This window comes from Streptomyces sp. NPDC086766 (genome assembly GCF_044746005.1).
Classification (GTDB): domain Bacteria; phylum Actinomycetota; class Actinomycetes; order Streptomycetales; family Streptomycetaceae; genus Streptomyces.
The window spans coordinates 83,592-104,686 of sequence record NZ_JBIVBI010000012.1 but is presented as its reverse complement, the minus strand read 5'-3'; the positions used below and the strand labels follow the sequence as shown (position 1 = coordinate 104,686).

The window sequence follows — 21,095 nt, the reverse complement described above, 5'->3', positions numbered from 1 at the left end:
CGCGCCCTCGGCGCGGAAGGATCTCGTCGGCTCGCGCGGAACCCGACGGCTCACACCGACCTCGTCAGCACACGCAGAACTCGTTGCCCTCCGGGTCCGCCATGACCACCCACTCCCCGGCGGGCTCCCGCACGTGCCGCAGCACGCTCGCCCCGAGCTTCTCCAGCCGCTCCACCTCCTCCGCGCGCCGGCCCTCGCCGGGGTGCAGGTCGAGGTGGAGCCGGTTCTTGCCGCTCTTGGGCTCCGGCACGCGCTGGAACAGCAGCCGCCGCCCCAGTCCGGTGCCCCGCTCCTGGTCGTAGGGGTCGTCGGGATGGCGTACACCGACCAGGTCCCGGAAGGCGGCGCGGCCGTGGAACTCCACGGTGGCCGCGCCCGGCAGCGCGCCGAGTTCCAGCAGCCGTTCGACGAGCGCGCTGTTGTCCTCGACCTCGTAGTGCAGCGCGCCGGCCCAGAAGTCGGCCTGCGCGTGCGGGTCGGCGGCGTCGATGACGGGTTTCCAGTGCAGCGGGGTCGCCGCGGGCGTCTGAGTCATGTCACCAGTCATATGGGTTGCGTGAGCCGCGGACCAGGGAAACGCCGGAATCCCACCCGCCCTGACACCGCACTCCTGCGAGGGCAGCCCTACCGGGCGGCCCGCCCCCGGGCAGACGCGGGCAGACGCTCTCTACGCTTCCGCCGGGTCGGCCCCCGACCCGGCGGCCACCGGCCCCGTACCCGGCTCACCGGCAACCGCCCCCGGGCCCGCCTGGGCGGGGACCGCCCCCAGGCCCGGCTCCGGGGCCACCGCTCCCGGGACCACCTGCGCGGCCACCACGGCGGATGCCGGCAGGGTGTCCGCCGCCCCGGAGGCCACCGGGGACCCCGCCACCGCGGACCCCGCCACCGTCCGCGGCGGGATGCCGAGCGTCGCCCGGAGCCGGGCCGCCCGGCGTGCGGCGCGCAGCCCGTCCCAGGTCAGCAGGGACAGCGCCAGCCACACCAGGGCGAACCCGGCCCAGCGCTCGACGGGCATGGACTCGTGGAAGTAGAGGATGCCCAGCAGGAACTGGAAGACCGGCGCGAGGTACTGGAGCAGACCCAGCGTCGACAGCGGCACGCGGATCGCGGCGGCGCCGAAGAGGACCAGGGGCAGCGCGGTGACGAAGCCGGTCGAGGCGAGCAGGGCGGCGTGCCCGGCGCCCTCGGCGGCGAAGGTCGAGCGGCCCTGGGCGCTCAGCCACAGCAGATAGCCGAGCGCGGGCAGGAACTGGATCGCGGTCTCGGCGGCCAGCGACTCGACGCCGCCGAGGTTGACCTTCTTCTTCACCAGGCCGTAGGTGGCGAAGGAGAAGGCGAGGCACAGGGAGATCCACGGCGGACGGCCGTACCCGACGGTGAGCGTGAGCACGGCCGCGAGGCCGACGCCGACCGCCGCCCACTGCACGGGCCGCAGCCGCTCCTTGAGGATCAGGACGCCCATGGCGATGGTGACCAGGGGGTTGATGAAGTAGCCGAGGGAGGCCTCGACGACATGGCCGCTGTTGACGGCCCAGATGTAGACGCCCCAGTTGACGGTGATCACCCCGGCCGCCAGGACGACGAGTGCCAGCCGGCGCGGCTGCCGCAGCAGCTCGCCGGCCCAGGCCCAGCGCCGTACGGCCAGCAGCGCGACGGCGACGAACGCGAGGGACCACACCATCCGGTGGGCGAGGATCTCCGCCGCCCCGGCCGGCTTCAGCAGGGGCCAGAACAGGGGGACGAGCCCCCACATCCCGTAGGCCGCGAAGCCGTTCAGCAGTCCTGTGCGCCGCTCCCCGCTCGACCTCTCGGACACGGGCCCCTCCTTCGTGCGTGACTGCGTCCCGTGCAGCAAGGACGAAGGTAACGCCGAACACCCCCGCCTGTCATGCCCGTATCGCCATACGGTCATGACAGGCAGGGGAAGGGAGGCCCGAGGGTGCCGCCGGGGGAGGTCAGCCCTTGAGCGCGGCGGTGATCGCCTCGGCGACCGGAGTGGCCGGCCGGCCGATCAGACGGGACAGGTCCCCGGAGCCGACGACCAGCTCGCCCTTCTCGATGTGGGCGTCCACGCCCGCCAGGATCGCGGCGAGCGGCGCGGGCAGCCCGGCGCCGGTCAGGACCGCCTCGTACTCCGCGACGGAGACCGGGGTGTACACGATCTCCCGGCCGGCCTGCCGGCTCAGCTCGGCGGCGAACTCGCCGAAGCTCCACGCCTCGTCCCCGCCCAGCTCGTACGTCGTGTTCTCGTGGCCCTCGCCGGTCAGCACCGCCACCGCGGCGGCCGCGTAGTCGGCGCGGGCGGCGGAGGAGACCCGGCCCTCTCCGGCGGCGTGCACGAGGGCGCCGTGCGCGAGCGCCGGGGCGAGCTGCTCGGTGTAGTTCTCGTGGTACCAGCCGTTGCGCAGCAGCGAGTACGGCAGGCCGGAGGCCTTCAGCGCCTGCTCGGTGCCGCGGTGGTCGTCGGCGAGGGCGGCCCGCAGGGTGCCGGGCGCGCTGGTGTACGCGAGCAGCGCTACGCCGGCCGCCTTGGCGGCGTCGATGACGACACGGTGCTGCCGGACCCGGTCCTCGGTGATCTCGTTGCCGGAGACGAGCAGGACCTTGTCGCCGGCCGCGAACAGGCCGTCGAAGGTCTCCGGCGCGTTGTAGTCGGCGACCGCGATCCGCACGCCCCGCTCCGCGAGGCCGGCGGCCTTCTCGGGGGAGCGGACGACCGCGGTGACGTGTCCGGCCGGGACCTTCTCCAGCAGCTGCTCGACGACGAGGCGGCCGAGGTGTCCGGTGGCTCCGGTGACGACGATGCTCATGACGGAAATCTCCTTGAAGGGGGTGTCTGACACTCACCCTAGGAGATGCGCTAACTCTGAGAAAGTACCCACTTTGAAGTAAGGTACTGGCATGACAGTAAGTACCCTGACAAGGGATGCGGGGCGCGACGGCGACGCGGCGATGTGCCCCCACCGCCTGGTCCTGGACCACGTCACCAGCCGCTGGGGCGTGCTCGTCCTGATCGAGCTGCTGGAGCGGCCCCGCCGCTTCGGTGAGCTGCGCCGGGCGGTCGGCCGGGGACGCGGGCGGACCGTCAGCGAGAAGATGCTGACCCAGACGCTCCAGACCCTGGAGCGCGACGGCCTGGTCCACCGGGACGCCAAGCCCGTCATCCCGCCGCGCGTCGACTACTCCCTCACCCGTCTCGGCCGCGAGGCGGCCGAGCACGTGCTGGCACTGGCGCGCTGGACCGAGGACCGTCTGACAGACGTGGAGCAGGCGCGCCGGGCATACGACGAGGCCCGGGCGGCTGGGGCCCGGGCCTCGTGACGAGGAGCCGACGCGCTCAGCCGACGACCGTCCAGGTGTCGCCGCCGGCCAGCAGCGCGGCCAGGTCGCCCTTGCCGCGCTGTTCGATCGCCGTGTCCAGCTGGTCGGCCATCGCCGTGTCGTAGACCGGGCGGTCGACGGACCGGAAGACGCCGATCGGGGTGTGGTGCAGCGTGTCCGGGTCGGCGAGCCGCGACAGCGCGAACGCCGTGGTCGGCGAGTCCGCGTGGGCGTCGTGGACCAGGACGTCGGCCTCGTTGTCCGCGGTGACGGTGACGACCCTGAGATCGCCGGTCTGCCGGTCCCGTACGACACCGCGCGCGCCGTCGGCGCCGAATCGGATCGGCTGCCCGTGCTCCAGCCGGATCAGGGCCTCCTCGGCCCGCTGCCGGTCCTTCAGGGCGTCGAAGGCGCCGTCGTTGAAGATGTTGCAGTTCTGGTAGATCTCGATCAGCGCGGTGCCCGGATGCGCGGCCGCGGCGCGCAGCACCTCCGTCAGGTGCTTGCGGTCGGAGTCGATGGTGCGGGCCACGAAGGACGCCTCCGCGCCGATCGCCAGCGAGACCGGGTTGAAGGGCGCGTCCAGCGAGCCCATCGGCGTCGACTTGGTGATCTTGCCGACCTCGGAGGTCGGGGAGTACTGGCCCTTGGTCAGGCCGTAGATCCGGTTGTTGAACAGCAGGATCTTCAGGTTGACGTTGCGGCGCAGGGCGTGGATGAGGTGGTTGCCGCCGATGGACAGCGCGTCGCCGTCACCGGTGACCACCCAGACGCTCAGGTCGCGCCGCGAGGTCGCGAGGCCCGTGGCGATGGCGGGCGCGCGGCCGTGGATGGAGTGCATCCCGTAGGTGTTCATGTAGTACGGGAACCGGGAGGAGCAGCCGATGCCGGAGACGAAGACGACGTTCTCCCTGGCCAGGCCCAGCTCCGGCATGAAGCCCTGGACCGCCGCCAGGATCGCGTAGTCGCCGCAGCCGGGGCACCAGCGCACTTCCTGGTCCGACTTGAAGTCCTTCATGGACTGCCTGGCCTCGGCCTTGGGCACCAGGGTGAGCGCCTCGACCGTGCCCGTGCCTTCCATGGACGTCTCAGCCATCGATGGCCTCCTTGAGAGCCTTGGCGAGCTGCTCCGCCTTGAACGGCATGCCGTTCACCTGGTTGTACGAGTGCGCGTCCACCAGGTACTTCGCCCGCACGAGTGTGGCGAGCTGCCCGAGGTTCATCTCGGGGATCACCACCTTGTCGTAGCGCCTCAGGACCGCGCCGAGGTTCTTCGGGAAGGGGTTGAGGTGGCGCAGGTGCGCCTGGGCGACGGACTCCCCGGCCGCCCGCAGCCGGCGCACTGCGGCCGTGATCGGGCCGTACGTCGAGCCCCAGCCGAGCACCAGGGTGCGCGCCTCGTGGGGGTCGTCGACCTCCACGTCGGGCACCTCGATGCCGTCGACCTTGGCCTGACGGGTGCGCACCATGAAGTCGTGGTTGGCCGGGTCGTAGGAGATGTTGCCCGTGCCGTCCTGCTTCTCGATGCCGCCGATGCGGTGCTCCAGGCCCGGGGTGCCCGGGATCGCCCACGGGCGGGCCAGCGTCCTGGCGTCCCGCTTGTACGGCCAGAACACCTCGGTGCCGTCGGCGAGGGTGTGGTTCGGGCCCTGCGCGAACTGCACCCGCAGGTCGGGCAGCTCGTCCAGCTCGGGGATGCGCCACGGCTCGGAGCCGTTGGCCAGGTAGCCGTCGGACAGCAGCATCACCGGGGTGCGGTAGGTCAGCGCGATCCGGGCCGCCTCCAGCGCCGCGTCGAAGCAGTCGGCCGGGGTGCGGGGGGCGACCACCGGGACCGGGGCCTCGCCGTTGCGGCCGTACATCGCCTGCAGCAGGTCCGCCTGCTCGGTCTTGGTGGGCAGGCCCGTCGACGGTCCGCCCCGCTGGATGTCGATCACCAGCAGCGGCAGCTCCAGCGACACCGCGAGGCCGATCGTCTCGCTCTTCAGCGCGACTCCCGGCCCGGACGTGGTCGTCACCGCGAGCGAACCGCCGAAGGCCGCGCCCAGCGCCGCGCCGATGCCGGCGATCTCGTCCTCGGCCTGGAAGGTCCGCACACCGAAGTTCTTGTGCTTGGACAGCTCGTGCAGGATGTCCGAGGCCGGGGTGATCGGGTACGAGCCCAGGAACAGCGGCAGGTCCGCCTGGCGGGAGGCGGCGACCAGACCGTAGGCCAGGGCCAGGTTGCCGGAGATGTTGCGGTAGGTGCCCACCGGGAAGGCCTGGGCGGCGGGGGCGACCTCGTAGGAGACCGCGAAGTCCTCCGTCGTCTCGCCGAAGTTCCAGCCCGCGCGGAAGGCGGCGATGTTGGCGGCCGCGATGTCCGGCTTCTTGGCGAACTTCGACTTCAGGAACTTCTCGGTGCCCTCGGTGGGCCGGTGGTACATCCAGCTCAGCAGGCCCAGCGCGAACATGTTCTTGCTGCGCTCGGCCTCCTTGCGGCTGAGCTCGAACTCCTTCAGCGCCTCGACCGTCAGCGTGGTCAGCGGCACCGGGTGGAGGTGGTAGCCGTCGAGCGAGCCGTCCTCCAGCGGGGAGGCGGCGTAGCCGACCTTCTGCATCGCGCGCTTGGTGAACTCGTCGGTGTTGACGATGATCTCCGCGCCGCGCGGCAGGTCCCCGATGTTGGCCTTCAGGGCGGCCGGGTTCATCGCGACCAGTACGTTCGGCGCGTCGCCCGGGGTGAGGATGTCGTGGTCGGCGAAGTGCAACTGGAAGGACGACACGCCCGGCAGGGTGCCGGCGGGCGCCCGGATCTCGGCCGGGAAGTTCGGCAGCGTCGACAGGTCGTTCCCGAAGGACGCGGTCTCGGAGGTGAAACGGTCACCCGTGAGCTGCATACCGTCACCCGAGTCGCCCGCGAACCGGATGATCACCCGGTCCAGACGCCGGACGTCCTTCGTCCCGGCCGCCCCGCGCTGCTCTCCCACGACGGCTCCGTCGGCCTGCTCCGCTGGACTGCTGACCTGGCTGGTCACTGAACTGGACCTCCTTCGAGGCGGCTGTGCGGGAGCGGCCTTCCCGAAGACCTTCCCAGGATCAACCCTACGACCGTGAGGGTCGCCTTCCTTGTGCCGTTCGCATCGTGGACGCGCTCATGAGACGCCCCGGTGCCCTGACATGTCCCTCTTCCGTGCCCTTCTTCGCACCGGGGGAGACGCCTCCCGCCGGCTGTACGGTTCTAGGCTCGTCCCTCCGCCTCTCGCCGCGTTCGTATCTCGCTCGATCCCGGTCCGACCAGTGTCGGCCCCTCACGAGTTCAGATAGGTGAGCACGGCCAGAACACGCCGGTGGTCCCCGTCGCTCGGAGACAGACCGAGCTTCATGAAGATGTTGCTGACGTGCTTCTCGACCGCGCCGTCGCTCACCACCAGCTGCCGGGCGATCGCCGAGTTCGTCCGCCCCTCGGCCATGAGCCCCAGCACCTCGCGCTCCCGCGGGGTCAGCCCCGCGAGCACGTCCTGCTTGCGGCTGCGCCCGAGCAGCTGCGCGACCACCTCGGGGTCCAGCGCCGTACCCCCCTGGGCCACCCGCACCACCGCGTCCACGAACTCCCGCACCTCGGCCACGCGGTCCTTGAGTAGATAGCCGACCCCGCGACTGGAACCGGCCAGCAGTTCGGTGGCGTACCGCTCCTCCACGTACTGCGACAGCACGAGCACGCCCAGATCCGGGTGCGTCCTCCGCAGCCGCACCGCGGCCCGCACCCCCTCGTCGGTGTGCGTCGGCGGCATCCGCACGTCCGCCACGACGACGTCCGGCAGCGCGCCCTCCTCGTGCAGCGCGGTGACGGTCTTGATCAGCCCGTCCGCGTCGCCGACACCGGCCACCACCTCGTGCCCGCGGTCGGTCAGCAACCGGGTCAGGCCCTCCCTGAGCAGCACCGAGTCCTCGGCGATGACCACTCGCACCCTGTTCTCCACCTTCGCCGGCCCCCCGCCCCGTGCCACGTCCGCCCCTGCGGCCGCGGCTTCGACTACGACATGGTCCAGCATTCCAGTACTCGGGCCTGGGCGCGCCCGAGCCAGGGGATCAGGGGGACGGTAGCGCGGATTCCTGCGGTTCGGTGGCCTGTTCCCGATGGGTGAGCTGATCTGGGGAGCGAGAGGCACGCAGGGAGGGCAAGGAGCAGGTGGGGCGGAGGGGAAGGTGGGAGGCGGGGCGGAGGGAAGTTGCCGTTCAGCCCCGCCAGGGCAGCTCCGCGGTCACCCGGGTGGGCCCGCCCACCGGGGAGTCGACGACCAGGATCCCGTCCACCGCGTCCAGCCGCTCCGTCAGCCCGGCCAGCCCCGAGCCCCCGGACGTGTCGGCGCCCCCGACCCCGTCGTCCGTCACCTGCAGCATCAGCCGGTCCTCCGCGCGCCACACGTCCACGGAGGCGGAGCGCGCCCCGCTGTGCTTGCTGATGTTCTGCAGCAGTTCGGAGACGGTGAAGTACGCGATCCCCTCGATCGCCGGGGCCGGCCGCTCGGCCAGGTCCACCTCCACCCGCACCGGAACCGTGCACCGGGAGGCGACCGAGGAGAGCGCGGCGTCCAGCCCGCGGTCCGTCAGCACCGCAGGATGGATCCCGCGCGCCAGGTCCCGCAGCTCCTGCAGTGCCGTCTTCACCTCGCCGTGCGCCGCGCCCACCATCCGCGCGGCCGCCCGCGGGTCCTCCGCAAGCTTCTCCTTCGCCAGCCCCAGATCCATCGCCAGCGCCACCAGCCGGGCCTGCGCCCCGTCGTGCAGGTCCCGCTCGATGCGCCGCAGGTCCGCGGCGGCCGTGTCGACGACGACCCCGCGGTCCGACTCCAGCTCCACCACCCGCGCCGACAGCCGCGACGGTCCGAGCAGCCCGAGCACCAGCAGCCGGTCCACCGTCGTCAGCGCCCGCACGATCCACGGCGCGGCCAGGGTGAACAGCACCCCGACGAGCGCGGTCACCGTGATCTCGAACGCGTTGTCGAGGAAGACGCGGTGGTGCTCGTCGCCGTAGAGCTGAAGGCCGCCCTGTCCGGCCCACATCGGGAACACCCAGAACCACAGCGGGTACGTCAGCAGCGACCAGCCCAGCGTCCAGACGGTCACCGCGACCGTGAAGGAGAGGACCGCCCAGGGGAAGTGCAGCACCGCGTACAGCATCGCCCGCCACGAGGTGCCGCTCTTCAGGACGGCCCCCATCCAGGCCGCCAAGCCCCGGTCCCGTGGACGCAGCGGCTGCGGCTCGCCCACGTCCAGGCCGAGCAGCCCGCGGGCCCGCGCCCGCTCCATCGCGCCGAAGCCGCGGCAGCCCATCAGACCCGCCGCCAGCACGGGTACGCCGAGGAAGGTGACCAACAGGCCGGCGCCCAGCGACACCATCGTGACGGTGTAGGTGAACAGCAGGATGCCGATGGGCAGGCTCAGCAGGACGTACCCGAACTCGCGCAGGCCGCGGCCCTCGAAGGGCGCCCGCAGGGCGGCGGGCAGGCGGTGCCGCCCGGGGCCGGCCCCCGTGCCGGTCCATGGGTCCGTGCGCGGGTCCGTCCCTGCGCTCGCACCCGTTCCCGCGGTCCGTCCGTACCCCTGTCCGTATCCGGTGGCCATCGGTCTCGTCCCCGTTCCCCTCGTCCGTCCTGAGGTCCGCGCCGGGCGGGCTGTGGTGTGCGCCGGGCGGTCCGTGGTGCGCGGTCCGCGCTGTCCGCCGTCTGCGTGCCGCGGTCCGCGCCGTCCGCCGTCTGCGTGCCGCGGTCCGCGGTGCGCGCCGGCGGTCTGTGGTGTGCGGTCTCCAGCGTGCTCGGGTCCGGGGCACGGGACCATGGAGCGCGTCGGCGTCCCGGCCGGGGGGTTTTCCCCACCTACCGCCCCGGGAGCTCGGTCCGGTCCCGCCAGGGCAGCTCGGCCGCCACGGTCGTGGGGCCGCCCGGCGGAGACTCGACGACGAACAGGCCGTCGACGGCGTCCAGCCGCTCCGCCAGCCCCCGCATCCCCGTGCCGCCGTCCAGGCGCGCCCCGCCCCGGCCGTCGTCCCGCACCTGGATGAGCAGCCGGTCCTCCGCGCGCCACACGTCGACGGAGGCGGAGCGCGCCCCGCTGTGCTTGCTGACGTTCTGCAGCAGCTCGGAGACGGTGAAGTAGGCGATGCCCTCGATGGCCGCGGCCGGACGTTCGTCCAGGTCGGCGGTGACCGTCACCGGAACCGTGCAGCGCGAGGCGACAAAGGAGAGGGCCGCGTCCAGGCCCCGGTCCGTCAGCACCGCGGGATGGATGCCGCGGGCCAGGTCGCGCAGCTCCTGCAGCGCGAGCTTCACCTCGCCGTGCGCCTCCTCGACCATCGCGGCGGCGGAGTCGGGGTCCTCCAGCAGCTTCTCCTTGGCCAGCCCCAGCCCCATGGCCAGATTGACCAGCCGGGCCTGTGCCCCGTCGTGCAGGTCCCGCTCGATGCGCCGCAGGTCGGCGGCCGCGGTGTCGACCACCACACCCCGGTCGGACACCAGTTCGGCGATCCGCCGTTCCAGTTCGTCCGACGGCGACAGCAGCGCGCGTGCCATGGCCCGGTCCGCGTTCGTCAGCGCCCGCGCGATGAACGGCAGCACCGGCCACAGCACGAACAGCGAGGTCAGGGTCACGACGAAGGTGAGGACGCCCCACGGCAGCCGTATGACCCCGTACAGGGCTGTGCGCCAGGCCACCGGGTCTCCCAGCGTCAACCACAGGCGGTCGAACCACCCCTTCGTCCGGTGCAGCGGCAGCGGACTCGGCTCGTCGATCCGCAGGGCGAGCAGGGACCGGAGCCGGGCGCGCTCCAGCCGGCCCAACTGCCGCGCCCCCATCAGCCCGGCCGCGAGCAGCGGCAGCCCGACGACGGTGAGCGTCAGCCCGGCGCCGGTGGTGAGCACGACCACGACGTAGACGAAGCCGAGCAGCGACACGGGCAGGTTCGCCAGGAGATGCGTGATCTCCTTCCAGGTGGGCAGGTCGTAGGCGAGACGGGCCGGTGGCGGGCGATCCTCGGCGCCGGGCGCCGCCGGACCGGCGGCGGGGATGCGTGTGGTCATGGGGGTCAGCGTGCCGTGCGGCGCGGCCCCGCGCCATGAGGTCGGCCGCCCCGGTCGACGGGGGAAAACCCCACCCCGCGTCCCAAGGCGTGTACGGGCTTCTTACCGCGCGTTTATCAGGGCCTAGACTCCCGTGCGTACAGATCGTCGAACACAGGGTTCACGACCGTACGCGGCGGTCACGAAGACCACGAAAGCCACGGACAGGACCACGAAGGCCACGGAGACCACGCGGGTCGCCCGGGTCTCGAGGACAGGGAGCGAGGGAACGGACGGTGCGGGAGACGTTGCGGGGGTCGACCGTCGTCATCGCGGCCGACTACTTCCAGTCCTACGCGGTCGTCGGACTGCTCGCCGTCGTCGGCGTGCTCTTCGTCGCGGTCGCCTTCGGCGCGGGCCGCCTGCTGCGCCCGGTCGTGCCCACCCCGGAGAAACTCCTGACGTACGAGTGCGGCGTCGACCCGGTCGGCGAGGGCTGGGCCCACACCCAGGTCCGCTACTACGTCTACGCGTTCCTGTACGTCGTCTTCGCCGTCGACTCGATCTTCCTGTTCCCCTGGGCGACGGTCTTCGCCGCCCCCGGCTACGGCGCGACGACGCTCGTGGAGATGTTCATCTTCCTCGGCTTCCTGGCCGTGGGCCTGCTGTACGCATACAAGAAGGGCGTCCTGGCATGGACGTGAACCCCTCGGCCGCCTCCGAGACCCCCTCGGCCTCCGAGTCCGTCCCTCCTTCCGCCTCCGAGGCCGCCGCTTCCGTGCTCCTTCCGGAGCCGAAGCGGCTGGGCGCCCTCGCGCGCCTCGCCCCCGAGCCGATGAAGGTCGTCCTCAACTGGGGCCGCCGCTACTCGCTCTGGGTCTTCAACTTCGGCCTCGCCTGCTGCGCGATCGAGTTCATCGCCGCGTCGATGGCCCGGCACGACTTCATCCGCCTCGGCGTGATCCCCTTCGCGCCGGGTCCGCGCCAGGCCGACCTGATGGTCGTCTCCGGCACGGTGACCGACAAGATGGCCCCGGCGGTCAAGCGCCTGTACGAGCAGATGCCCGAGCCGAAGTACGTCATCTCCTTCGGCGCCTGCTCCAACTGCGGTGGCCCGTACTGGGACTCCTACTCCGTCACCAAGGGCGTCGACCAGATCATCCCGGTGGACGTCTACGTCCCCGGCTGCCCGCCGCGTCCCGAGGCGCTGCTCCAGGGCATCCTCAAGCTCCAGGAGAAGATCGCGCGCGAGTCGCTGGGGGAGCGGTACGCGACCGGGACCGCGCGCCCCTCGACGGCCGCGCTGCAGAGCGGACTCGTGCGACCGCCGGCCCCCGCCGCCGAGGAGGGACGATGACCGCCGTGGGATGGCTCCCCGCCACCGCCGAGGAACTGTTCGGCCCGGACGCCACGGCCGAGGAGTCCTACGAGGTCCTCACCGTCGACGTACCGCCGGCTTCCTGGGTCTCCGCGCTGCGGACCGCCCGTGACGAACTGGGCTGCACCTACTTCGACTGGCTGAGCGCGGTCGACGAACCGGGCACCGGTTTCCGCGTCTCGGCCCACGTCGTCGCCCTCGCCCCGGTACGCCGGCTGCTCCTGCGCACCACGGTCCCCCACGAGGCGCCGGCCCTCGCCACGGCCGTCGACGTCTACGCGGGCGCGACCTGGCACGAGCGCGAGACGCACGAGATGTTCGGCGTCGTCTTCGAGGGCCACCCGGCCCTGGACCACCTCCTCCTCCCGGAGAGCTTCGAGGGCAACCCGCTCCGCAAGGACTTCGTCCTCGCGGCCCGCGTCGCCAAGGCGTGGCCCGGCGCGAAGGAGCCGGGGGAGTCGGACCACGGCGGCCCCAAGCGCCGCCAGATGCTGCCCCCGGGCGTGCCCGACCCCAACGAGTGGGGTCCCCAGAAGGGCCAGCTCCCGCCCGCCCCGGCCCGCCCGGCCCGCGGCGCCCGCGCGGCGGGGGAACGCCCGGCCCGCGCCGCGGGCGAACGTCCGGCCCGTGCGGCACGCGGGGCAGGGGAAGGCGGCGCGACCGCGGCGGGCGAGCGCCCCGTGCGCGCGGCCGGGGAGCGCCCGGCGCGGCGCATGCGCACGGCGGCGGGGGGCTCGGCCAGCCAGACCGCAGCGCAGCAGACGGCAGAGCAGCAGGCACCAGAGGGGCAGACGGCAGAACAGCAGGCCGGTGAGCAGGCGGCCGTTGAACAGCGGTCGGCTGGGCAGCGGTCGGCTGGGCGGTCGGCGGCCGAGGGCGCGCCGACGCGGGCCCCGGCCGCGGAGGGACCCGCCGTGGCGGAAGGCCCGGCGGCGGAGGACGCGACGGCCCGCGAGCCGGTCAGCCCGCCCGCGAGGACGACCGGCGACACCGGCACCGGCGCCGGTGCGGAGACCGGCAGAGGCGCCGGCGCCGGTGGGGAGGCCGGCAGAGGCACCGGCACCACCGCGCAGCCGTCTGCGTCCGCGGACGCGGCCTCTCCGTCCGAGGGGTCGGCCGCCGGTGCCCCGGCCGGCCCGCGCCGCGCCCGCGGCGCGTCCGAGGGCTCGGCCTCGCAACGCGCGGGCACCCCCGCCACCTCCGGACCCCGGCGCGCCCGCAGCGCGAGCGAGGGCTCGGCCTCCCAGCGGTCGCGGCCGGAGGCTCCCACCCCGCCCCGGGCCCCCGCGGCCCCCCGCAGCTCGGACGCCCCCTGGCACCACGCCCGTCCGGCGTTCGACGAGCCGGAGCCGGAGGCGGGCGCCGAGCAGCGGCCGGAGCCCGCCCCGGAACCGAAGCAGCAGGCCAAGGAGCCCGGCCGGCCGGCCGGTGACGAGCCCGAGCAGCCCCGGGGCGACCGGACGGAGGACCGGGTGGATGACCGGACCGGCGATCGAGCGAACGACCGGACCGGCGACCGGACCGACGACCGGCCGAACGACCCCACGGACCCCCCGACCCCCGACGCCCCCGAAGGAGGCCCGCAGTGAACGACGCGGTCGACGTCGCCCTGCGACTCCTGATCGTCTTCGTCGTCTTCCTCACCTTCCCGCTGATCGTCGGCCAGACCGAGCACAAGGTGATGGCGCACATGCAGGGCCGCCTCGGCCCGATGTACGCCGGCGGCTTCCACGGCTGGGCCCAGCTCGTCGCGGACGGCGTGAAGTTCGCGCAGAAGGAGGACGTGGTCCCGGCGGGCGCGGACCGCCGCATCTTCCAGCTCGCCCCCGCCGTCGCCCTGCTGCCGTACCTCCTGGTGCTGCTCGCCATCCCGATCGGCCCCGGCGAGGGCGCGGTCGGTCAGGTCCTGGACGCCGGTGTGTTCTTCGTGCTGGCCGTCATGGGCGTCGGCGTGCTCGGCTCCCTCATGGCCGGCTGGGCCTCCGCGAACAAGTTCTCCCTCCTCGGCGGCCTGCGCACCGCCGCCCAGCTCCTCGCCTACGAGCTCCCGATGCTGCTCACCGCCGCCTCCGTGGCGATGGCGGCGGGCACGGTGTCCCTCCCCGGCATCGTCCACGCCTTCCACTGGTGGTGGCTGCCCTGGCAGATCGTCGGCGCGATCGTGTTCTTCGTCGCCGGCCTCGCCGAACTGCAGCGCCCGCCGTTCGACATGCCCGTCGCCGACTCGGAGATCATCTTCGGCGCGTACACCGAGTACACCGGCCTGCGCTTCGCCCTGTTCCTCCTCGCCGAGTACGCCGGGATCGTCGTCCTGTGCGGCCTGACCACGGTCCTCTTCCTGGGCGGCTGGCACGGGCCGTGGGGCGCCGAGGGCCTCGGCTGGGTGTGGACCCTGCTGAAGACGGCCGTCCTCGCCTTCGTCGTCATCTGGCTCCGCGTGACCTACCCCCGTCTGCGCGAGGACCAGCTCCAGAAGCTCTCCTGGACCCTCCTGGTCCCCCTCTCCCTCGCCCAGATCGCCCTCACCGGCATCGTCAAGGTGGTGATCTCCTGATGTCGCCCTTCCCCGGCTCCGGACTCGCCAAGGGCCTGGCCGTCACCCTGCGCACGATGACGAAGAAGACCGTCACCGAGCAGTACCCGGACGTCCAGCCGGACCTCCCGCCCCGCACCCGCGGGGTGATCGGCCTGTTCGAGGAGAACTGCACGGTCTGCATGCTGTGCGCCCGCGAGTGCCCGGACTGGTGCATCTACATCGACTCGCACAAGGAGACCGTCCCGGCGGCGACCCCCGGCGGCCGCGAACGCAGCCGCAATGTCCTCGACCGCTTCGCCATCGACTTCTCCCTGTGCATGTACTGCGGCATCTGCATCGAGGTCTGTCCTTTCGACGCCCTGTTCTGGTCCCCGGAGTTCGAGTACGCCGAGACCGACATCCGCGACCTCACCCACGAGCGCGACAAGCTGCGCGAGTGGATGTGGACCGTCCCGGCCCCGCCCGCCCTGGACCCCGGCGCGGAGGAGCCCAAGGAGATCGCCGCCGCCCGCAAGACCGCCGAGAAGCTCGCCGCGGCACAGGCCGAGCCCCGGGAGGGAGACGCGTGATCCTCTCCGCAGCCGCCGCGACGGCGCAGGCCACGACGACCGCCGCCGCCCCGGGCCACGGCTTCCTCTCCCCGACCGGTGTCGAGATCGCCTTCCTCCTGGTCGGCCTGGTCACCTTCGGCGCCGCGCTCGTCACCGTCACCACCCGCCAGCTGGTGCACGCCGCCCTGTGGCTGGTGGTGACCCTCGGCGGGCTGGCCGTCGAGTACCTCCTGCTCAGCGCCGAGTTCATCGCCTGGGTGCAGGTCCTCATCTACGTCGGTTCCGTGGTCGTCCTCCTCCTGTTCGGCCTGATGCTCACCAGGGCCCCCATCGGCCGCTCCCCGGACGCCGACTCCGGCAACCGCTGGGTGGCCCTCGCCGTGGCCGTCGCCGCCGCGGCCGCCCTGGTCTGGGTCGTCGTCGACGCCTTCCGCACCACCTGGATCGACCTGGACGGCGCCCCCGCCGGATCGACCCGCGTCACCGGCGAGAGCCTCTTCCAGAACTGGGTCCTGCCCTTCGAGGCCCTCTCCGTCCTCCTCCTCGCGGCGCTGGTCGGCGCGATCGTCCTCTCCCGCAGGGCGAAGGCGGACGCCACGGCCCCGGAACCCTCGGACGCCTCGGCCCCCGGGCCCGTGGATGCCCCGGAGTCCCCGGGCGCCCCCGCTGACCGGGCCGCCCAGGAAGGTGTCCGCTGATGCACCTCGCCTATCCCGCCGTGCTCTCCGCCCTCCTCTTCTGCACGGGCCTGTACGGCGTCCTCGCCCGCCGCAACGCGATCCTGGTCCTGATGTCGGTCGAGCTGATGCTCAACGCCGTCAACCTCAACCTCGTCGCCTTCGACGTCTGGCTCAGCAGGACCGCCGCGGAGACCCTGCACTCCGGCCAGGCCCTGACCCTGTTCACCATCGCCATCGCCGCCGCCGAGATCGGCATCGGCCTGGCGATCGTCCTCGCCGTCTACCGCAACCGCGGCTCCTCGGACATCGACCGGCTCCGCGACGCCGCCGAAGGCCGCGACGACGGCCCCGACAGTGACGCCCCCGCGACCACCGCACGGGCCGCGAAGAAGGCTGAGGCCACCGCGTGACCACGACCACCCTCGCCGTCCTCGTCCCCCTCCTTCCGTTCCTGGGCGCCGTCGCCGGCCTGCTGCTCGGCCGTACCGCCCCCGGATTCGTCCGCCCACTGGCCGTCCTGCCGGCCCTCGCCTCCTTCGCGCTCGCCGTGCTGGTCGCCGCGCGGCAGGGCGGCGGCCCGGCCATCGACGCCGCCACCGAACTCACCCCCACCGGCTCGGTCCCGATCTACCTCGCCCTGCACATCGACGGCTTCGCCGCGCTCGTCGCCGTCCTGGTCGGCCTGGTCGCCGGCTGCGTGCAGATCTACTCGACGGGCTACCTGCGAGACGACCCGCGCTACTCCTCGTACGCCGCTCTCGTCTCCCTCTTCACCTCCGCGATGCTGCTCGTCGTCTACTCGGGCGACCTGATCGTGCTGCTGGTCGGCTGGGAAGTCATGGGTATCTGCTCCTACTTCCTCGTCGGCCACTACTGGGAGACCCCGGAGGCCCGCGCCGCCTCCCTCAAGGCCTTTCTGGTCACCAAGCTCGGCGACGTGCCCTTCCTGATCGGGCTGTTCGCGCTCGGCACCGACGCCGGCTCCTTCCGGATCACCCGGATCCTCGGCACCGTCGCCGGCGGCGGGCTGCACCACCCGACCCTCGTCGCCCTGCTGCTCCTCGCCGGCGTGGCGGGCAAGTCGGCCCAGTTCCCGCTGCACACCTGGCTCCCCGACGCCATGGCGGGCCCGACCCCCGTCTCCGCGCTGATCCACGCCGCGACGATGGTCGCCGCCGGTGTCTACTTCGTCGCACGTCTCCTCCCCGTCTTCCAGGCCTCCTCGGCCGCGATGGTCGTCCTCGCGGTCATGGCCGCCGTCACGATGGCCGGCTCCGCCGTCGCCGCGCTCGCCCAGGACGACATCAAGCGGGTCCTCGCCTACTCGACGATCGGCCAGCTCGGCTACATGACCGGCGCGCTCGCCGTCGGCGATCGCGGCGCCGCCGTCTTCCACCTCCTGTCCCACGGCGCCTTCAAGGCGCTGCTGTTCCTCGCCGCCGGCGTGATCATCCACGCCGCCGGCACCAACTCGCTGGCCGCCATGTCCCGCATGAGCCACCTGCGCGACCGCGTCCCGGACGCCTACTGGACGATGACCGTGGCGCTGCTCGCGCTCGCCGCGGTCCCGCCCTTCAGCGGCTTCTTCTCCAAGGAGTCCGTCCTCGGCGCCGCCGAACGGGCCGCCACCGGCCATTCCGGCCACGCCCCCGGCGCGGCGGGCTGGGTCGTCCTCGTCTCCGCGCTGCTCACGGCCCTGCTGACCGCCGCCTACGCGATGCGCCTGTGGCTGCTGGCCTTCCGCGGCCGGGGCGCCGAGGCCCCCGACCACGGCAGGCAGCCCCTGGTCATGAACGCCGTGCTGTGGGTACTCGCCGTGCCCTCCCTCGCCTTCGGCGGGCTCGCCTTCCGGCTGCTGCCCGACTGGTTCGGCGGCGGCGACCTCACCCCGACCCTCACCACCTCCGTGCTCGGCACCGGCCTGGCCCTGACCGGCGGGATCGTCACCTACGGCGCCTGGCGGCACACCACCGCCCGCGCCGCTCGCGCCCCCCTCGGTGCCGTCGCCGCCCACCCCGAGGCCGACGCCGGAGTCGTCGAGGCCGAGGCCATCGCCAGCCACGCGCCCGCCTACGGCGACATCGCCTACGCGCCCGACCCCGCCGACCCCGGACGGCTGCTGCTCGGCCCGCTGCACCGTCATGCCGCCGTCGGCTTCCACCTCGACGCCGTGTACTCGGCCCTCTTCGTCCGGCCGGTCCTGGCCGGAGCGAGTCTCGTCCGGTTCCTGGACCGCGAGGTCGTCGAGACCTACGTACGCGGTGCCGGGGCCCTACCCCGCCTGCTCGGGGCCGCCGTACGGCGCGCCCAGACCGGCAATGTGCAGACCTATGTGAGCGCGCTGCTCGCCGGCACCGTCGTCCTCGCGGTCGCCGCCGTCCTCGTCGCCACGGGAGCGTGAGCAGGCGTGATCGATATCAGCGAGTCCGTGATGCAGTTCCTCCTGGCATTCGTCGTCGTCGCCCCGCTCCTCGGCGCGCTCGCCGCTCTCCTTCCGGCCCCGCCCGGGCTGAAGGGGAAGTCGCCCGAGCAGGCCGTGCTGCGGCACGGCGTCACCGTGACCGGCGCGGTCCTTCTCGCCGCGATCGCCCTGGCGCTCGGCTTCGACCACGACCACCCGTCGAAGATGCAGGCCACGACCGACATCAGCTGGATCCCCGCACTCCACGTGCGCATCCACCTCGGCATCGACGGCATCTCCCTCCCCCTCGTCGTCCTGACCGCGCTGCTGACCTTCCTCTGCGCGCTGTACAGCTACTTCAAGCTGCCTTCGGGACCCACTCCGAAGGCCTTCGTCGCGCTGCTGCTCGTCCTCGAGTCGGGCACCCTCGCGACCTTCGCCGTTCTCGACCTGCTGTTGTTCTTCCTCGCGTTCGAGACGGTGCTCGTCCCGATGTACTTCCTCATCGCCCGCTGGGGCGGAGAGGCCCGGCAGGCCGCCGCCTGGCGGTTCATCCTCTACACCCTGCTCGGTTCGGTCGTCATGCTGCTCGGCCTGCTCCTGATCGGAATCAAGGCGGGCACGTTCGACATGGTGGCACTCGCCACTGACAACGGCCGGTCGCTGACCACATCCGTGCAGGTCATCGCCGTTCTGGCGATCGGGATCGGGCTCGCGGTCAAGACCCCGATGTGGCCCCTGCACAGCTGGCTGCCGGACGCCCACACCGCCGCTCCGACCGTCGGCTCGGTCCTGCTGGCCGGCGTACTGCTGAAAATGGGTACGTACGGGTTCGTCCGGATTCTGCTGCCGGTCGCGCCCGACGGCTTCCGCACCTTCGCGCCCTACCTTGCCGCCCTCGCCGTGGTCGGCATCATCTACGGATCCCTGGCCTGTCTCGCCCTGGCCAAACGGGGCGCCAAGGGCGATCTGAAGCGGCTCATCGCCTACTCCTCCGTCGGCCACATGGGCTTCGTGCTGCTCGGCATCGCCACCATGACCCCGACCGGCGTGAACGGCGCGCTGTTCGCCAACATCGCCCACGGCCTCATCACCGGCCTGCTCTTCTTCCTGGTCGGCGCGCTGAAGGACCGCACCGGCAGCACCGACCTCGACACCCTCGCCCTCCTGTCGCCCGGCCACCCCTCAACGAGCGGCTCCGCCGCGCCGAACGCCCTCCAGACCGGCGCCGCGCTGTACGGCAGGGCCCCGCGCCTCGGCGGTCTGCTCGCCTTCGGCGCCGTCGCGTCGCTCGGACTGCCGGGCCTGGCCGGCTTCTGGGGCGAGATGCTGGCCCTGTTCGGCGCGTTCGAGCCCGCCGCCGGTCTCAGCCGGCCCGCGTTCCTCACCTTCATGGCGATCGGCGCGTTCGGCACCCTGCTGACAGCCGCGTACATGCTGGTGGTGGTCCGCCGCGTCTGCATGGGCGCCGTACCCGAACAGGCACCGCGACTCGCCGACGTCCACACCTACGAGTTCGCGGCCTGGACCCCGCTCGTCGCCCTCACCGTCGTCGCCGGCCTCTGGCCGAAGGCCCTGCTCGGCCTGACCGACCCGGCCGTGCAGCAACTCCTCGCAGGAGGCACCCGATGAGCGCCCTGGCCCAGCCCCTGGCCGCATCGGCGGTCCAGTCCGTCGACTGGCTCGCCATCGCGCCACCCACCCTCGCCGCGGTGGCCGCCCTCGTCGTCCTCGTCGCCGACCTCTTCGTCCCCGACGCGCGCAAGCCGCTGCTCGGCTGGACCTCGGTCGCCGGCCTCGCCGCCTCCACGCTGCTCCTGCTGCCCCTCCTCGACGGCGACCGCACCACCTTCTGCCTGACCGGCCACGCCGACGTCTGCAGCTACAGCGCCGACCACTTCACCCTCGTCATCCAGTTCCTCGTCCTCGGCGGCGCCCTCCTCGTGGCCCTGCTGTCGGTCACCACCCTCAAGGACGCCCGCACGGAGCTTCCCGAAGGCGAGTACTGGTTCCTGCTGCTGTCCTCGGCCGCGGGCGCCGCGCTGCTGCCCGCGTCCCGCGACCTCGCCACCCTGATCGTCGCCCTGGAGGTGGCCTCCCTGCCGGCCTTCGCGCTCGTCGGCATCCGGCAGGGCGACCGCAGGTCCTCCGACGCGGCCCTGAAGTTCTTCCTGTCATCGGTCACCGCCACCGCCGTCAGCCTCATGGGCATCAGCTTCGTCTACGCCTCGACCGGCACCCTCTACCTCACACAGGTGGCCGACCGCATCCAGCACGTCGACGGGCAGCTCCACACCCTCGCCCAGACCGGCGTCGTCCTCACCCTCGTCGGCTTCGCCTTCAAGACGGCCGCCGTCCCCTTCCACTTCTGGGTCCCCGACACCTACGTCGGCGCGCCCCTGCCGATCGCCGCCTACCTGTCGGTCGTCGGCAAGGCGGTCGGCTTCACCGGCCTCATCCTCGTCACCGTCGTCGCCTTCCCGTCGTACGCGGATGTCTGGGGTCCGGCCCTCGCCGTCCTCGCCGCACTCACCATGACCGTCGGCAACGTCGGTGCCCTACGACAGCAGGCCACGCGCGCGTACAGCGCGGTACGGCTGCTCGCCTGGTCCTCCGTCGGCCAGGCCGGCTACCTCCTGGTGCCGATCGCCGCCGCCGGCTACGCGAAGGACCCGCAGAAGGCGATCGGCTCCACCGTCGCGTACGCCCTCATGTACGCCGCCGTGAACCTCGGCGCCTTCGCGGTCGCCGCGCTCGTCGGCCGCACCAGGACCCGCAACCGCCTCACCGACTACCGCGGCCTGTACGCCACCAACCCGCTGACCGCGCTCCTCCTGGCCTTCTTCCTGCTCTGCCTCGCCGGGCTCCCGCCGGGCGTCATCGGCCTCTTCGCCAAGGTCACGGTCTTCTCCGCGGCCGTCGACGCCGGGCTCGGCTGGCTCGCCGTCGTCATGGCCGTCAACGTCGTCGTCGCGCTGTTCTACTACCTCCAGTGGACGGCCCTGCTGTTCCGCGCCCCCGAGGGCGAGCCCGCAGCGCACCGTCTCCCGGCACCCCTCACGGCCGCGATCACCCTCACGGCCGTCCTCGGCGTCGCCCTCTCCGGCGCTCCCCAGCTCGTGCTCCGCTTCGCCGGTACGACCCTGTTCTGAGCGACCGGTCCGTGCCGGACCCCTCCCCTCCGGCACCGC

19 protein-coding genes are annotated in these 21,095 nt (G+C 72.7%); 11 read left to right on the top strand and 8 right to left on the bottom strand.

The window, feature by feature from the left end:
• Nucleotides 1-64: 64 nt before the first annotated feature.
• The 3 genes from ACIPM1_RS22380 to ACIPM1_RS22370 form a co-directional block, all read right to left on the bottom strand.
• A complete protein-coding gene (locus tag ACIPM1_RS22380; RefSeq protein WP_402437271.1) occupies nt 65-535 on the bottom strand; it encodes a VOC family protein in 471 nt (156 codons plus the stop codon).
• A gap of 132 nt (nt 536-667) precedes the next feature.
• A complete protein-coding gene (gene rarD / locus ACIPM1_RS22375) occupies nt 668-1,816 on the bottom strand; it encodes an EamA family transporter RarD (RefSeq protein WP_402437269.1) in 1,149 nt (382 codons plus the stop codon).
• A 139-nt stretch (nt 1,817-1,955) separates the two neighbouring features.
• The gene (locus ACIPM1_RS22370) at nt 1,956-2,810 is read right to left on the bottom strand and encodes an SDR family oxidoreductase (protein ID WP_402437267.1); all 855 of its coding nucleotides are present in this window, start codon (nt 2,808-2,810) and stop codon (nt 1,956-1,958) included.
• A gap of 91 nt (nt 2,811-2,901) precedes the next feature.
• On the opposite strand from ACIPM1_RS22370, the gene ACIPM1_RS22365 reads away from it, so the two are divergent.
• Nucleotides 2,902-3,321, top strand: coding sequence for a winged helix-turn-helix transcriptional regulator (locus ACIPM1_RS22365; protein ID WP_402437265.1), 420 nt, complete (start codon nt 2,902-2,904; stop codon nt 3,319-3,321).
• Between the two features lie 16 nt (nt 3,322-3,337).
• Here the strand turns inward: ACIPM1_RS22365 and ACIPM1_RS22360 are convergent, their stop codons facing one another.
• The 5 genes from ACIPM1_RS22360 to ACIPM1_RS22340 all read right to left on the bottom strand — a co-directional run bounded on the left by ACIPM1_RS22360 (nt 3,338) and on the right by ACIPM1_RS22340 (nt 10,379).
• Complete coding sequence (locus ACIPM1_RS22360; RefSeq protein ID WP_402437263.1) at nt 3,338-4,417, bottom strand: 2-oxoacid:ferredoxin oxidoreductase subunit beta; 1,080 nt, start codon at nt 4,415-4,417, stop codon at nt 3,338-3,340.
• A complete protein-coding gene (locus tag ACIPM1_RS22355) occupies nt 4,410-6,338 on the bottom strand; it encodes a 2-oxoacid:acceptor oxidoreductase subunit alpha (protein ID WP_402437261.1) in 1,929 nt (642 codons plus the stop codon). The genes ACIPM1_RS22360 and ACIPM1_RS22355 overlap by 8 nt, the downstream gene beginning before the upstream one ends.
• Before the next feature lie 273 nt (nt 6,339-6,611).
• On the bottom strand, nt 6,612-7,271 hold the full coding sequence (locus tag ACIPM1_RS22350) for a LuxR C-terminal-related transcriptional regulator (RefSeq protein ID WP_402437259.1): 660 nt from the start codon (nt 7,269-7,271) through the stop codon (nt 6,612-6,614).
• Nucleotides 7,272-7,539: 268 nt separating this feature from the next.
• Nucleotides 7,540-8,928 carry a sensor histidine kinase gene (locus tag ACIPM1_RS22345; RefSeq protein ID WP_402437257.1) on the bottom strand — a complete coding sequence of 463 codons (1,389 nt, stop codon included), beginning with the start codon at nt 8,926-8,928 and terminating at the stop codon, nt 7,540-7,542.
• A gap of 251 nt (nt 8,929-9,179) precedes the next feature.
• The gene (locus ACIPM1_RS22340) at nt 9,180-10,379 is read right to left on the bottom strand and encodes a sensor histidine kinase (protein ID WP_402437255.1); all 1,200 of its coding nucleotides are present in this window, start codon (nt 10,377-10,379) and stop codon (nt 9,180-9,182) included.
• A 275-nt stretch (nt 10,380-10,654) separates the two neighbouring features.
• Here ACIPM1_RS22340 and ACIPM1_RS22335 point away from each other — a divergent pair, with 275 nt between their 5' ends.
• The 10 genes from ACIPM1_RS22335 to ACIPM1_RS22290 are packed head-to-tail and all read left to right on the top strand — an operon-like array spanning nt 10,655 to nt 21,056.
• Nucleotides 10,655-11,062 carry an NADH-quinone oxidoreductase subunit A gene (locus ACIPM1_RS22335; RefSeq protein ID WP_356194748.1) on the top strand — a complete coding sequence of 136 codons (408 nt, stop codon included), beginning with the start codon at nt 10,655-10,657 and terminating at the stop codon, nt 11,060-11,062.
• Nucleotides 11,053-11,715: an NADH-quinone oxidoreductase subunit B gene (locus ACIPM1_RS22330; RefSeq protein ID WP_402437253.1), complete on the top strand. Its 663-nt coding sequence runs from the start codon at nt 11,053-11,055 to the stop codon at nt 11,713-11,715. Before ACIPM1_RS22335 ends, ACIPM1_RS22330 begins: the two co-directional genes overlap by 10 nt.
• Nucleotides 11,712-13,325 carry an NADH-quinone oxidoreductase subunit C gene (locus ACIPM1_RS22325; RefSeq protein WP_402437251.1) on the top strand — a complete coding sequence of 538 codons (1,614 nt, stop codon included), beginning with the start codon at nt 11,712-11,714 and terminating at the stop codon, nt 13,323-13,325. Before ACIPM1_RS22330 ends, ACIPM1_RS22325 begins: the two co-directional genes overlap by 4 nt.
• The gene (locus ACIPM1_RS22320) at nt 13,322-14,290 is read left to right on the top strand and encodes a complex I subunit 1 family protein (protein WP_356189411.1); all 969 of its coding nucleotides are present in this window, start codon (nt 13,322-13,324) and stop codon (nt 14,288-14,290) included. Before ACIPM1_RS22325 ends, ACIPM1_RS22320 begins: the two co-directional genes overlap by 4 nt.
• The gene (locus tag ACIPM1_RS22315) at nt 14,290-14,841 is read left to right on the top strand and encodes a NuoI/complex I 23 kDa subunit family protein (protein WP_402437248.1); all 552 of its coding nucleotides are present in this window, start codon (nt 14,290-14,292) and stop codon (nt 14,839-14,841) included. The genes ACIPM1_RS22320 and ACIPM1_RS22315 overlap by 1 nt, the downstream gene beginning before the upstream one ends.
• Entirely contained in the window at nt 14,838-15,521 is a 684-nt protein-coding gene (locus ACIPM1_RS22310) for an NADH-quinone oxidoreductase subunit J (protein ID WP_402437246.1), read from the top strand. Before ACIPM1_RS22315 ends, ACIPM1_RS22310 begins: the two co-directional genes overlap by 4 nt.
• Nucleotides 15,521-15,913 (top strand): NADH-quinone oxidoreductase subunit NuoK, encoded by a 393-nt coding sequence (nuoK, locus tag ACIPM1_RS22305; RefSeq protein WP_356189405.1) that lies wholly within the window; start codon nt 15,521-15,523, stop codon nt 15,911-15,913. Before ACIPM1_RS22310 ends, nuoK begins: the two co-directional genes overlap by 1 nt.
• A complete protein-coding gene (locus ACIPM1_RS22300; RefSeq protein WP_402437244.1) occupies nt 15,910-17,904 on the top strand; it encodes an NADH-quinone oxidoreductase subunit L in 1,995 nt (664 codons plus the stop codon). Before nuoK ends, ACIPM1_RS22300 begins: the two co-directional genes overlap by 4 nt.
• A 6-nt stretch (nt 17,905-17,910) precedes the next feature.
• Complete coding sequence (locus tag ACIPM1_RS22295) at nt 17,911-19,536, top strand: NuoM family protein (protein WP_402437242.1); 1,626 nt, start codon at nt 17,911-17,913, stop codon at nt 19,534-19,536.
• Nucleotides 19,533-21,056, top strand: coding sequence for an NADH-quinone oxidoreductase subunit N (locus tag ACIPM1_RS22290; protein ID WP_402437240.1), 1,524 nt, complete (start codon nt 19,533-19,535; stop codon nt 21,054-21,056). Before ACIPM1_RS22295 ends, ACIPM1_RS22290 begins: the two co-directional genes overlap by 4 nt.
• Nucleotides 21,057-21,095: the final 39 nt, after the last annotated feature.

Bases quoted from the DNA above. Each gene is read 5' to 3' on its own strand.
- ACIPM1_RS22330 (WP_402437253.1), top strand. From the start codon at position 11,053: ATGGACGTGAACCCCTCGGCCGCCTCCGAGACCCCCTCGGCCTCCGAG.
- ACIPM1_RS22340 (WP_402437255.1), bottom strand. From the start codon at position 10,379: ATGACCACACGCATCCCCGCCGCCGGTCCGGCGGCGCCCGGCGCCGAG.
- ACIPM1_RS22290 (WP_402437240.1), top strand. From the start codon at position 19,533: ATGAGCGCCCTGGCCCAGCCCCTGGCCGCATCGGCGGTCCAGTCCGTC.
- ACIPM1_RS22325 (WP_402437251.1), top strand. From the start codon at position 11,712: ATGACCGCCGTGGGATGGCTCCCCGCCACCGCCGAGGAACTGTTCGGC.
- ACIPM1_RS22360 (WP_402437263.1), bottom strand. From the start codon at position 4,417: ATGGCTGAGACGTCCATGGAAGGCACGGGCACGGTCGAGGCGCTCACC.
- ACIPM1_RS22345 (WP_402437257.1), bottom strand. From the start codon at position 8,928: ATGGCCACCGGATACGGACAGGGGTACGGACGGACCGCGGGAACGGGT.
- ACIPM1_RS22365 (WP_402437265.1), top strand. From the start codon at position 2,902: ATGACAGTAAGTACCCTGACAAGGGATGCGGGGCGCGACGGCGACGCG.
- ACIPM1_RS22380 (WP_402437271.1), bottom strand. From the start codon at position 535: ATGACTCAGACGCCCGCGGCGACCCCGCTGCACTGGAAACCCGTCATC.
- ACIPM1_RS22315 (WP_402437248.1), top strand. From the start codon at position 14,290: ATGTCGCCCTTCCCCGGCTCCGGACTCGCCAAGGGCCTGGCCGTCACC.
- ACIPM1_RS22370 (WP_402437267.1), bottom strand. From the start codon at position 2,810: ATGAGCATCGTCGTCACCGGAGCCACCGGACACCTCGGCCGCCTCGTC.
- nuoK (WP_356189405.1), top strand. From the start codon at position 15,521: ATGCACCTCGCCTATCCCGCCGTGCTCTCCGCCCTCCTCTTCTGCACG.